The sequence below is a fragment of the Streptomyces sp. NPDC005263 genome (assembly GCF_042872365.1).
Classification (GTDB): domain Bacteria; phylum Actinomycetota; class Actinomycetes; order Streptomycetales; family Streptomycetaceae; genus Streptomyces.
Genome location: NZ_JBIAKJ010000007.1, coordinates 397,839 through 410,961 on the forward strand (window position 1 = coordinate 397,839; position 13,123 = coordinate 410,961).

6 protein-coding genes and 1 tRNA gene are annotated in these 13,123 nt (G+C 69.8%); 6 read left to right on the forward strand and 1 reads right to left on the reverse strand.

Going from position 1 to position 13,123, the window contains the following annotated elements; translation table 11 throughout:
- The first annotated feature begins 126 nt into the window (after window positions 1-126).
- The 5 genes from tmk to ACFYRY_RS30420 all read left to right on the forward strand — a co-directional run bounded on the left by tmk (window position 127) and on the right by ACFYRY_RS30420 (window position 7,412).
- Window positions 127-3,435 carry a dTMP kinase gene (tmk, locus tag ACFYRY_RS30400; RefSeq protein ID WP_389152527.1) on the forward strand — a complete coding sequence of 1,103 codons (3,309 nt, stop codon included), beginning with the start codon at window positions 127-129 and terminating at the stop codon, window positions 3,433-3,435.
- A gap of 141 nt (window positions 3,436-3,576) precedes the next feature.
- Window positions 3,577-4,782 (forward strand): DNA polymerase III subunit delta', encoded by a 1,206-nt coding sequence (locus ACFYRY_RS30405; protein WP_389152531.1) that lies wholly within the window; start codon window positions 3,577-3,579, stop codon window positions 4,780-4,782.
- 245 nt (window positions 4,783-5,027) lie between these two features.
- Window positions 5,028-6,563: an alpha/beta hydrolase gene (locus tag ACFYRY_RS30410; RefSeq protein ID WP_389152991.1), complete on the forward strand. Its 1,536-nt coding sequence runs from the start codon at window positions 5,028-5,030 to the stop codon at window positions 6,561-6,563.
- A gap of 150 nt (window positions 6,564-6,713) precedes the next feature.
- Window positions 6,714-6,790, forward strand: a tRNA-Thr gene (locus ACFYRY_RS30415).
- 442 nt (window positions 6,791-7,232) lie between these two features.
- Window positions 7,233-7,412: a hypothetical protein gene (locus ACFYRY_RS30420; protein ID WP_389152533.1), complete on the forward strand. Its 180-nt coding sequence runs from the start codon at window positions 7,233-7,235 to the stop codon at window positions 7,410-7,412.
- 412 nt (window positions 7,413-7,824) lie between these two features.
- Here the strand turns inward: ACFYRY_RS30420 and ACFYRY_RS30425 are convergent, their stop codons facing one another.
- Window positions 7,825-8,409 carry an acyltransferase family protein gene (locus tag ACFYRY_RS30425; protein WP_389152536.1) on the reverse strand — a complete coding sequence of 195 codons (585 nt, stop codon included), beginning with the start codon at window positions 8,407-8,409 and terminating at the stop codon, window positions 7,825-7,827.
- A gap of 388 nt (window positions 8,410-8,797) precedes the next feature.
- On the opposite strand from ACFYRY_RS30425, the gene ACFYRY_RS30430 reads away from it, so the two are divergent.
- A complete protein-coding gene (locus ACFYRY_RS30430) occupies window positions 8,798-13,066 on the forward strand; it encodes a LamG-like jellyroll fold domain-containing protein (protein WP_389152539.1) in 4,269 nt (1,422 codons plus the stop codon).
- Window positions 13,067-13,123: the final 57 nt, after the last annotated feature.

Sequence of the window (13,123 nt, forward strand, 5' to 3'; positions counted from 1 at the left end):
GATCTCCCGCGTTCCTTCACCGAGGCTTCGCGAAACGAACGCGCCCCGGCATCACTTTGGTGTCGGGGCGCGCGTACGTTCGGACGGGTACGCCGGGCTGTCGGTACGTCCCGATAGGCTGAAAGCATGACCCAAGCCGAGCAGCCAACGGCCCCTCACCCGGCCCCCGACGACGCCCTGGTCGCGGACTCCCGCGAGCGCGCCGTCCGCGCCCTGCTGCGCCGACCGCAGCTGAAACGGCTGTGGAGCGCGCAACTCGTGGGCGGTGTCGGGGACACCCTCGCGCTTCTGGTCCTCGTCGTTCTCGCCCTCCAGGCAGCCATCGCCGAGGGCTCGTTCGGCGGTGGCTACCGGGGCGTGGCGTTCGCAGTGGCGACCGTTTTCGGGGTGCGTGTCCTGGCGACGCTGCTCTTCGGAGCCGTGCTGCTCGGCCCGCTCACCTCACTCACCTCCCAGGACGGCCCGCTCGACCGGCGCTGGACGATGGTCGGCGCGGACGGCCTGCGTGCCGCGGTGCTCATCGTGGCGCCCCTGTGGATCGACTGGACGCCGAAGAACGCGCTGGCGATCCTCCTGGTCACCGCCTTCGTGACCGGTGTCGCCGAGCGCTTCTGGACGGTGTGCCGGGAGAGCGCGGCGCCCGCCCTGCTGCCGGCCCCGCCGCCGGAGGGCGCGACGGTACGACCGCTGCCGGACCACATGGACGCCCTGCGCCGCCTGTCGCTGCGGACGACCTTCGTGGCGATCCCGCTCGCGGCCGCCGTGCTGGTCGTCGCCGGTCTGATCAACAACCTGCTGGGCTCGGGGATCGACTGGTTCGCCCAGCACCAGGCGGCCCTCGCGTCGTACGTGGCGGCCGGTCTGTTCGCCGCCTCCCTGTCGGTGCTGACCTACCTGGAACTGCCCGACACGCACACCCCGCGGGCGCGTTCGCCGTTGGAGGGACTGCGCCGCCCCAAGACGGGCACCGGCGTCGACAAGGGCCGCACTGGCGCGATCCCGCTGCTGGTGCCGGCCTGCGCGGCCATCGCGGGAGCGATCTCGGCCGCCGTGGGCGTCGCCGTACTGCACGCCAAGGACCTGGGCGGCGGCCCCGTGCTCTACGGCCTGCTGGTGGGCGCCCTGACCAGTGGAGTGGTCGTCGGCATCCGCACGGCACCCGCGCTGCTGCCGACGCTGTCGCGGCGCCGGCTGCTGGCGCTCGCGATCGCCTTCACCGGGGTCGCCCTGCTGGCCGCGGGACTCGTCCCCGATGTCACCACCGTGCTGCTGATCCTCGTGCTGGCGGGAGCCGGCGCGGGCGTGGCCGCCAACACCGGGCACACCCTGCTGGACCAGGAGACCGAGGAGTACCGGCGGGCCCGGACGACCGAGCACCTGCACGCGGTCGTCCGCGTCTGCGTGGCGCTCGGCGTGGTGGTCGCGCCGCTGGTGGCCGCGGCGATCGGCCCGCACCGCCTGGAGAGCGGCAAGTTCCTCTTCGCGCACGGCGGCGCGGCCTTCACCCTGATGCTGGTCGGCGCGCTGCTGCTGCCGGTGGCCGCGCTGGTCCTGGCCAAGGTCGACGACCGTTCCGGTGTCCCGCTGCGCCACGACCTGCGGGACGCGCTGCTCGGCGGTGACGACCCGGAGACGGCGCCCGCCTCGGCCGGTTTCTTCATCGCCCTGGAGGGCGGCGACGGAGCCGGGAAGTCCACCCAGGCCGAGGCGCTCGCCGAGTGGATCCGGGCCAAGGGCCACGAGGTCGTCGTCACCCGCGAGCCGGGAGCGACACCGGTCGGCAAGCGGCTGCGGTCGATCCTGCTGGACGTGTCGAGCGCCGGGCTCTCGCACCGCGCGGAGGCGCTGCTGTACGCGGCGGACCGCGCGGAGCACGTGGACACGGTGGTGCGGCCCGCCCTGGAGCGGGGCGCGGTCGTGGTCTCCGACCGGTACGTCGACTCCTCCGTCGCCTACCAGGGGGCGGGCCGTGACCTGTCCCCGACCGAGGTCGCCCGCATCAACCGCTGGGCGACGAACGGACTGGTACCTCATCTGACGGTGCTGCTGGACGTCTCGCCGGAGATCGCCCGCGAGCGTTTCACCGAGGCGCCGGACCGGCTGGAGTCGGAGCCGGCCGAGTTCCACGCGCGGGTTCGCTCCGGGTTCCTGACGCTGGCCGCCGCCGACCCCGGGCGTTACCTGGTGGTGGACGCGGGCCAGGAGCCCGAGGCCGTCACGACCGTCGTCCGGCACCGGCTCGACCAGATGCTGCCGCTGTCCGAGGCCGAGGTGAAGGCCCAGGAGGAGGCACGCAAGAAGGCCGAGGAGGAGGCCCGCCGGAAGGCCGAGGAAGAGGCCGCCCGCAAGGCCGAGGAGGAGCGCCTGGAGCGGGAGCGCCAGGAGCAGCTCGAACGGCTGCGCGCCGAGGAGGAGGAGCGCAAGCGGCGCGAGCTGGAGGAGGCACAGCGGCGCGAGGCCGAGCGGCAGGCGGAGGAGGCGCGGCTGCGGGCCGAGGAAGCGCATCGCCGTGCCGAGGAGGAGCGGCAGCGGCTGCTCGCCGAGGAGAAGGCGCGGGCCGAGGAAGAGGCCCGGCGGAAGGCCGACGAGGAGCGGCGCCGCAAGCAGGCCGAGGAAGAGGCCCGGCTGCGGGCCGAGGCCGAGGCGCGGCGGCTGGAGAAGCAGCAGAAGGCCGAGGAGGCGCTGCTGCGGGCCGAGGAGGCGCGACGCCTGGCCGAGCAGGCGGCGGCCGCGGCGGAGGCGGGGCCCCGGACGGCCACGCCGCAGGGTGGCGCCGCGGGAACGGACACGGGAGCGGACACGCCTGGGCCGTCGGGGCAGGCCGGGCCGTCGGATCGGTTCGGGCGTTCGGATCGGTCTGAGCGTTCGGATCGCTCGGGGCAGTCGCGGCGGCCGGCGCCGACCGCCGGGCCCGACGAGGCGACCGTGGCGACGCCGATGGTGACACCGACGAACGCCTCGGGCGGACCGGTGGACGAGACGGCGGTCCTGCCGCGGGTGCGGGACGACAAGAGCGCTGGTGATCACGGCACCGAGTCGGGTGGCCCCGACTCCGAGGTGACGGCCGAGTTGCCGCAACCGCCGGTCCCGCCGGGCGCCGCGGACGAGACGGCGGTGCTGCCTCCGGTGCCGGGCGCTTCGGACGAGACGGCCGTACTGCCTCCCGTCCAGGACGACACTCCGTCGGACCGGGTGCCGCCGGGCTTCTTCCGGGACGAGCAGGGCACAGCACGGCCGGACGCCGGCGACGACCGTACGCGCGAGTTGCCGCAGCTCGACGAGGACGGGGTGCCTCGTCGGCGGGCCAGGTCGGACTGGGCCGAGGAGACGCCGCTGGACGACCTGCCGACGTTGGCGGACGAACTGCTGGGTCCCCGCGACGACGAGGAGCCCGACCAGGGACGTGGCCGACGCGGCCGGGGGCGGCGGGGCTGAGCTCCGCCCGCCCGGGCCGAGGCCGCCGGGGTGGCGCAGGTGCCGTCGCGCCCGCGCCACCCCGCTGTCGGCGCTCGTTGTCAGTGGTCGCCCCCACAATGGACCCCGTACAGCGAACGTGACGAAAGGGCGGGGTGACGCATGACCGTCTGGGACGACCTGGTCGGCCAGGAGAAGGTGAGCGAGCAGCTCGCCGCCGCTGCCCGGGACGCCGACGCCCTGGTCACCGCGGCCGCCGCGGACGCGCCGCCGCCCGAGGCGTCCAAGATGACGCACGCCTGGCTGTTCACGGGACCGCCCGGAGCGGGGCGGAACCAGGCGGCGCGGGCCTTCGCCGCCGCGCTGCAGTGCGTCAGCCCCGACCGGGCCCCCGGCGGATCCCCCGGCTGCGGGTTCTGCGACGGCTGTCACACGGCGCTCGTCGGAACCCACGCCGACGTCAGCTCCGTCGCCGCCGTCGGCTCGCAGATCCTGGCGGACGACATGCGTGACACCGTCCGCAAGTCGTTCACCTCGCCCGCCAACGGTCGCTGGCAGATCATCCTCGTCGAGGACGCGGAGCGGCTGAACGAGAAGTCCGCCAACGCCGTCCTCAAGGCGGTGGAAGAGCCCGCTTCCCGCACGGTGTGGATGCTGTGCGCCCCCTCCATCGAGGACGTCCTGCCGACCATCCGCTCCCGCTGCCGCCATCTGAACCTGAGCACCCCGTCCGTCGACGCGGTCGCCGACATGCTCGTACGACGGGAGGGTGTCGAGCCGGCCGCCGCGATGGCCGCCGCCCGCGCCACCCAGGGCCATGTCGACCGTGCCCGCCGCCTGGCCACCGACCCGGCCGCCCGCGAGCGCCGGTCAGCGGTCCTCAAGCTGCCCCTGCGCATCGACGACGTGGGCGGGTGTCTCAAGGCCGCGCAGGAACTGGTCGACGCGGCGGCCGAGGACGCCAAGCAGCTCGCCGAGGAGCGGGACGGCAAGGAGACCGAGGAGCTGAAAGCGGCGATGGGCGCGCCCCAGGGGGGCCGCATGCCGCGCGGCACGGCCGGCGTGATGAAGGACCTGGAGGACAGGCAGAAGCGCCGCAGGACCCGCACCCAGCGCGACAGCCTGGACCTCGCGCTCGCCGACCTCACCTCCTTCTACCGCGACGTCCTCGCCCTGCAACTCGGCTCCCGCCTGGCGATCGCCAACGCGGACGCCGAGGACGCCCTGGAGCGGATCGCCCGCGGCAGCTCCCCGGAATCCACCCTTCGCCGTATAGAAGCGATCGCCGCCTGCCGCGATGCCCTCGACCGCAATGTGCCCCCGCTGCTGGCGGTGGAGGCGATGACGCTGACCCTCAGAGCGGGCTGAGCCGCCGACGGTCCGACGAGTGGAGGTTGACGACGTCCCTCGTACGAGGCATGGCGTGTACGGAACGCGTCTGATTCACCGCACAGAGTTACGCTCGGTCGATGTACATCAGGCGCAGCCCTCGCCCCGGCACGACAGCGGACCGGACCGACCCGCCCGGCCCGCATCTCCCACGGCACACAGCTCTCACCAGCGCGCGCCGAGCCCGCACCCGCACGCGCGGAGCACGCACCGGCGGCGTTCTCATGGCTGTCGCCGCGATCCTGCTCTCCGCCAGTTCGGCCTGTTCCGCGGGGAGTACGACGACCGCCGGTGCGGCCGCCCAGGCGGCACTCGCCGCGCTGCCGCGGGCCACCCCGACCGTCCTGGCCACGTACTACGACCAGAAACCGAACTGGCACTCCTGCCAGGTCCCCGGCTTCCAGTGCGCCACGCTGAAGGCGCCGCTGGACTACGCGAAGCCCGCCGACGGCGACGTCCGGCTCGCGGTCGCCCGCAAGAAGGCCACGGGTCCGGGCAAGCGGCTCGGTTCGCTGCTCGTCAACCCCGGAGGCCCGGGCGGCTCGGCGATCGACTACCTCCAGGCGTACGCGGGGATCGGCTACCCGGCGCGGGTCCGGGCCCGCTACGACATGGTCGCGGTCGATCCGCGCGGCGTCGCCCGCAGCGAGCCCGTGACGTGCCTCAGCGGGCGGGACATGGACACGTACACGCAGACGGACAGCACACCCGACGACCAGCGGGAGACCACCCAACTCGTCGACGCGTACCGGAAGTTCGCCGAGGGCTGCGGGGCGGACTCGCCGAAGCTGCTGCGGCACGTGTCGACCGTCGAGACGGCCCGGGACATGGACATCGTGCGGGCGGCGCTCGGCGACACCAAGCTGAACTACGTGGGCGCCTCGTACGGGACGTTCCTCGGGGCGACGTACGCGGGCCTCTTCCCCGACCGGGCGGGCCGACTGGTCCTGGACGGCGCGATGGACCCGTCGCTCCCGGCCCGACGGTTGAACCTCGACCAAACGGCGGGCTTCGAGACGGCGTTCCAGTCCTTCGCGAAGGACTGCGTACGGCGGCGGGACTGCCCGCTGGGCGCCAAGGGCACCACGACCGCCGAGGTCGGCCGGAACCTCAAGGCCTTCTTCCGGAAGCTGGACAGGCACCCGATCCCGAGCGGCGACGCGGACGACCGCAGCCTCGGCGAGGCCCTCGCCACCGCCGGTGTGATCGCCGCGATGTACGACGACGGGTCGTGGGAGCAGTTGCGCGAGGCGCTGACCGCGGCGATGAAGGGGAACGACGGCGCGGGCCTGCTGGCCCTCTCCGACACCTACTACGACCGTGACGCCGGCGGCGGCTACACCAACCTGATGTTCGCCAACGCCGCCGTGAACTGCCTGGACCTCCCAGCGGCCTTCGACACCCCCGACGAGGTGCGCGGGGCACTGCCCGCCTTCGAGAAGGCGTCCCCCGTCTTCGGTGAGGGCCTCGCCTGGGCGTCCCTGAACTGCGCGTACTGGCCGGTGCGGGCGACCGGCGAGCCGCACCGCATCGAGGCGAAGGGCGCCGCCCCGATCGTCGTGGTCGGCACCACCCGCGACCCGGCGACCCCGTACCGCTGGGCCCGCGCCCTGGCCGCCCAGCTCTCCTCGGCCCGCCTCCTCACCTACGAGGGCGACGGTCACACCGCATACGGCCGCGGGAGCGCCTGCATCGACTCCGCCATCAACACGTACCTGCTCCGCGGCACCCCTCCAGCGAACGGAAAGCGCTGTTCATAGCCCCGAGGACGCCCTTGCCCGAGGCGGGCTGACCCCTGCCTGTCGCCTCTGCCGGCCCTGTGGGCCCCGCCTCCGGGGCTGGTTCAGAGCACCCTCGGAAACTGTGTAGACTTACCCGCGTTGCTGATCGCACCATGGTGCGGACAGCGCGCCGCCTTAGCTCAGATGGCCAGAGCAACGCACTCGTAATGCGTAGGTCTCGGGTTCGAATCCCGAAGGCGGCTCCACGGTAAACCCCAGGTCATGCCTTTGACTTGGGGTTTCTTGTTTTCGTTAACCTTGGAATTCGGGCATATCGGGCGCATGCGGTCTGTGCATCGCAATGCGTTGGTCGTAGGTCCGCTCTCAGTTGCCAGCGAGGCTCTGACCAGCGACTTTGCTGCACTGAATCCTTCTGTAGGCCGTGCGGTCGAACGCTCCGGTGGACGGTCGGTGGACAAGTGTGCGTGACGGCTCGCCAGAACCGCCTCGCTGGGAGCCGAGGGTTTCGAGTGCCTTCGGAATGGTGGGCGGTCGCGTAGGTCTTTGTGCTGTTCCGACAGGCTGGGGGTAACTCTGGCTCCCGAGGGGCGATATGCATCGGTGAGGGTTTCGCAGCTGAGTTGCCCACGGACCGGACTCCCCTCCCTGGGAGGACCGGCAGGTGGGTCGGTGGAGGTGACAGCGTCGGTGGCGGACGAGGAGGTGACTCAGCGCCTGCCGGGTTGGCTGGTGCTCGGCGGTGCGCCGCTCGTCGCGCTCTCGGCGGCCGAAAAGACGGCGTGGCTGGTACGAACTGGCCCGCAAGTGGCACGCCATGTCCCTGAACGGCGGCAGGCTGCCGCCACCCCACCCTGGCCGATCTGCTGACCGGAGTCGGCCGTCTTCGGGTTGCTGCTGTGTGCACGAGCGAGACCACCGCCCAGGTGCTGGATGCCTGGCGGCGCTTCAAGGGGCGGGGCTTCGCGGCGTAGCGCAATCCCGGTTGACCAGCAATCTCTCATCCCTGCGGCCCGTACTGGCCCTGCCGGAGCCATGGAGCGCGGCGCACACCCGACATGACAGCCGGGTGCTTAGTCTGCGCCCCTTCGTATCGTCAGTTCTCGCGAGGTTGTCCTTCGTGAAGCCGTTGACGGTCCCTCACACTCCTACCGGCCCAGTAGGAATGACCCAGTGCGATCATGGATTTCCAGGACCTGTTCCGCTTGAAGGGCATCTCGAAGATCTGGGAAAAAATCCATGCCCAAAGCAGGGAAACCGGCAGGGAAACGACAATCGTGAATCAGAAAGTGGGCATGCCGGGGGATATGAAATGCGGGGCGACTCGACGAATTACAGCCATTACGATCGGCAGATGGATCAGGTAGAGACTGTAAGAGAAGCTGCCGAGCCTCTGAATGGGGCGTGCGGTCAGGAGGCGTATGAGGATGGCGGGTCTGCCGGTGGCGACTGTGGTGAGCAGCATCGTCATGGCGGGGGTGGCGGCGAGATCGATCCAGAAGTAGTGGTTCACCGTCCAGACGGAACCTTGGGTTACTCCCAGGACCAGGACGGGCATGACGGCCAGCACGGCGAACCATCCCCATAGGAGCCGTCGCACTCGGTCCGACGTGACGATGATTCCTGCGCCTACCATGCCTGCCACGAACGCGGGAGCGAGATGTGGAGTGAGCCAGTTGTCGCCCTCCGTAGGGTTTGCACCTGGCGCCATCAGCCCACGGGCTATCACTGGAAGTGCAACGCACGCGACCAGGACCGTCGCGCCCCAACGTCTTCGAACGAACAGGAGAAGAGGGAAGAAGAGATAGAGCTCGGCCTCTACTCCGATCGACCAGAACGCGCCGTTCGGTGTCGTTCTTGCATGCACTTATCTTGTTGTCTGAATCAGTTGGCGATGGTCGGCCACCTTGGGTGACAGCGGAGGTGCGAGCCAGCAGAGCGCGCATGACAAACCAGGGCACCCGTGCTGAATCATGGCGAATTCATGAAGTAAACGTGAGGCATTTCACGTCCCGCCTTCGCTTGGTTGGTGGATCTTGTGTGTTTTGTCTATTTGTGAGTCTATGGTTAAACCGCTTCAGGTGCCCGTATGTTGCGACCTGATCGATTGGTCGAACAAATCCAGGCATAGCCCAATGTGGTTTGGTGGGGGAGCGGTTCAAATGAATACAAACGGGGGGAGACGTCGGCTGCGCACAGCTGGCGCGGTGCTCTCCGCAGCCTTAGCCCTGGCGGTGAGCGCATCTAACGGCTCCATGGCAGTGGCCCACGCGAGAGCCGACACCTCAGCCGCCGATGCCGCCAAGACGGTGGGGGCCGCCGAAGCCGGTGAGGCCGCTGAGGCCAGCGGCGATGACGGGGCGGGCGAGGACACGAAGGCGTTGGCCGAGGCCGCGCGCACCGGCAAGTCCGTCGAGGTCACCTCGTTACGCGGGGAGAGCAGCGAGGTGTTCGCCACGCCGGAGGGGCACTTCGAGGCGCGGGAGCATTTACGTCCTGTACGAACCCGGGTGGACGGCGAGTGGCGGGACATCGACACCACCCTGACCCAGGCCGCCGATGGGACGGTGGTCCCCAAAGCGACCACGGTAGGTCTGACCTTTTCCGGTGGAGGCTCGGCTCCACTGGTACGCATGGCGAAGAACGGCCGTGAACTCGCTCTGTCCTGGCCCGCAGAGTTACCCTCCCCGGAACTGAACGGCAACACTGTCACCTATCCGGATGTGCTGCCCGGTGTCGACCTGCGGATGACGGCCCAGCAGGACGGATTCACGCAACTCCTGGTCGTCAAGTCGGCCGATGCCGCCGCGAGCGATGAACTGAGCACTCTGCGACTGAAGTTGGATGCAGATGGCATGCAGGTGAAGGAGACCGCGGATGGCGGCCTGGCGGCGCTCGACGAGGGCGCCGGAAGCGCCGTCTTCGAGGCCCCCCGCCCGATGATGTGGGACTCCAGCACTGAGGCACCCGGCACCGCGACGAAGACCGATACCTCGTCCGACACCGATACCGCGATGAAGGCCGACTCCGCCACCGCAGCGGCTGTCGCGCTGAAGGCCACCACTGCTGGCGAGAGCACCGGCACGCTGACTTCCGCCGCTGAGTCCGCCAACATGGCGCCGGTCGGTGTGGACGTTGCCGCTGAGCAGAACGCACTGGTGCTGACGCCGGACAGCGGGGTGCTCAGAGGCAAGGACACGGTGTACCCCGTGTTCATCGATCCGCAGTGGTACTCGCCGAAGGCCACGGCGTGGACGATGGCCTCCAAGTACTGGGCGTCGTCGCCGCAGTGGAAGTTCAACGGTGACCCGGACGCGGGCATGGGGTACTGCTACTGGTCATACTGCGCGCCGTACGACACCAAGCGGCTCTTCTACCGTATTCCGACCTCGAAGTTCGCAGGCCGGACCGTGCTCTCGGCGGAGTTCGTGGTCCGAAACACCTGGTCGGCGTCCTGCTCGGCGCGGAGCGTGGAGCTGTGGCGCACCAAGGACATCTCTTCCTCGACGACATGGAACTCGCAGAAAGCGGACGGGTTCTGGATCGATCACCTCAAGACGGAGTCCTTCGCCTACGGGTTCACCGGCTGTGCTGCCAAGGACGCCGAGTTCGACGTGAAGTCCGCGGTGCAGCAGGCGGCGGACAAGAAGTGGTCGACGATGACGTTCGGCTTGAAGGCGTCGAGTGAGTCCGACGAGTACGGCTGGAAGCGATTCTCGGACGACGCCTATCTGCGCGTGCGGTACAACCGCCCGCCACCGCAGGTCAAGATGTCGCAGCTGACGATGGAGTACGGCGGCTCGTGCAAAAAGCCCGCGAGCGCGCCGCGGGTGCGCACGCTGGGCAAGATCTACGCGAACGACGTGACCGATCCTGACGGCGACTCCGTCTCCGTGGAGTTCCGGGCGAGCTGGGACACCGGTGACGGCAAGGGCGTCGTCACCCGCTGGAAGTCCGGCCGGACGACGGCGAAGAAGTCCGGCTCGGACTTCGCGATCAGCCTGCCGTCCTCCATCCCCGCCAACAAGACAGTGAACTGGTACGTCCATTCCTACGACGGGGCGCAGTACTCACCGTGGTCCTACACGGGTGATCCGACCGGCTGCTACTTCGTGTACGACACGAGCGTGCCGAAGGCGCCGACCATCTCGTCCGCCATCTACCCGGCCTCGAACCCCGACGACCCCGAGGATCCCTGGTACGACGGAGTGGGCCAGTACGGCGACTTCGTGATCACCGGAGCCGTCTCCGACGTGACGAAGTACTGGTTCGGCCTCAACGGTGACCCGGTCTCCGCCAACTCGGTCACCACCTCGGGTGGAGCGGCCAAGACGGTGCCGGTGCTGCCGGTCAAGCCGGGGCTCAACACCTTCACGGCACGGTCCTTCGACGCCGCCGGAAACGGCTCCGAGATCCGCACCTACCAGTTCCGGGTCAAGTCTGGGCAGCTCGAACGGGCCGACTGGGCCATGGACGAGGCCGCCGGCGCCACCCAGGTGGCGGGCAGCGCACCCGAGCAGACCGCGGCTCTCCACAACGGACCGACGCCGAACGTGGAAGGCAGGTTCGGCAAGGCGGTGCAGTTCGACGGTGTCGACGACTACGCGGCCACCGACATCGCCACCATCAACACCGACGTCAGCTTCTCGGTGTCGGCCTGGGTGAAGCTGGCCGCCATGCCGCCCGGAGCAGCCGTCGTAGCCTCCCAACGGGGCAACAACGCACCAGGCTTCGAGCTGTACTACTCCAAGGGGTACGACCGGTGGGTGTTCAACCAGTACACCGCCGACACCGCAGACGGCACCCCCGTCCGGGCCATGCAGGCCGCCGCGGGCGGGGCCAAGGCGGGGGAGTGGACGCACCTGGTCGGCATGTACGCCGCCGGTGAGAAGCTGCTGAAGCTTTACGTCAATGGCGCGCTCGCCGGGTCCACGGCCTACTCCACGGGCTGGAACGCGCGGCGCGGCCTGCTGATCGGCGGCAGTTTCCTCAACGGCACGACGGTGTCGCCGTTCCCGGGCGTCATCGACGAGGTGAAAACCTTCGAGAAGCCGCTGTCGGCAGAGGAGGTTTCGAGCCTGTACAGCTCGAACACCATCGGCTCCGGCCGTCCGGCCCGCGCGGTCTTCCACATGGACGACGCTACGGACGCGACCGCGCTGAGCGGCCGAGCCGATGTGAATCCCGCAGTCCTCAAGGGCGGCGCCACGACGGGCGCGGCCGGGGTGGACGGCAACGCGCTCACCCTGGACGGGACCGGCGACTACGCCACCACCGGTGGCCCACACATCAACACCGCGTACAGCTACGCCGTCTCGGCCTGGGTGAAGCTGTCCAAGACCAAACCGAACCATGCCGCAACCGTCGTCTCCCAGATCGGCACCACGGTGGCGGGACCGGAGCTGTACTACTCCAGTTCCAACGACAGGTGGGTGTTCAACCAGCACAGCGCCGACACCGCCGACTCCACGGTGGTGCGGGCCATGCAGCCCGAGGGCACCACCGCGTACGGCGGTGAGTGGACGCACCTGGTCGGCGTGCAGGACACCGAGGCCGACAAGCTCTCGCTGTACGTCAACGGGACTCTGGCCGGTACCGCGGCCACCTCCACGAGCTGGTACGCCGGGGGCGGGGTGCAGATAGGCGCCAGCGCGTTCGAGAGCACGGCCACCTCGTTCTTCCCCGGTCAGATCGACGATGTACGGCTCTTCGACCGGCCGGTGTCCGCCGGCGAGGTGCAACAGCTGTTCAAGCAGCGCGCGGTGGTCAAGGGCCGCTGGAAGTTCAAGACCTCCACCGGTTCCCCGCTGACCTCGCCCGACGACTCATCCTCCGGCAACGCCATGACCCTCTACAACGGCGCTAAGACGGGCGAGGGCTGGGTCGACGGCGCCGTCGTCCTCGACGGCACGAACGACTACGCCGCGGCCCCCGTGGTGCCGGTCGACACCAGCGCCAGCTTCACCGTCAGCGCCTACGTCCAGACGGCCGCCACCCCGACGGGGCCGGTCACCGTCATGAGCGCTCCCGGGGCCAAGAAGAGCGCGTTCGCAGTGCGCTACGAACCCAGTGCCACCCCGGCCACCGATCCGGGCCGCTGGCGGATCGCCACGGCCGACTCCGACAGCGACTCCGCCACCGTCGCCGACGTCGGCAACGGCACGTTCTACAGCCCCACCGACTGGAACCACGTGGCACTCGTCTACGACGGCTTCTCCAAAGAGATCCGCCTTTATGTAAACGGTGAGTTGCAGGAGACCGCCTGCGCCGACGCCGACGAGGACGGGGTACAGGACGATGCGAGCTGCACCGACACCGTCTCGTGGTCCGACGACGTACTGACCTACAAGGCTGTGAAGACCCTGCAGCTCGGCCGCGACACGACCGGGCCCAAGTCCAGCCAGTACTTCCCCGGTTCGCTTTCCGACGTCTGGGTCTTCCAGGGCGCGCTGAACGAGACCCAGATCGATCACCTCGCCGTCGGTATGCCGGACGTGGAGACCACCGTCCCCAGCGGCGACTGATCGGCACAGCCAAGGGGGAACGGGCCGGCCGCCGCGTGCGGCCGACCCTTCCCCGGG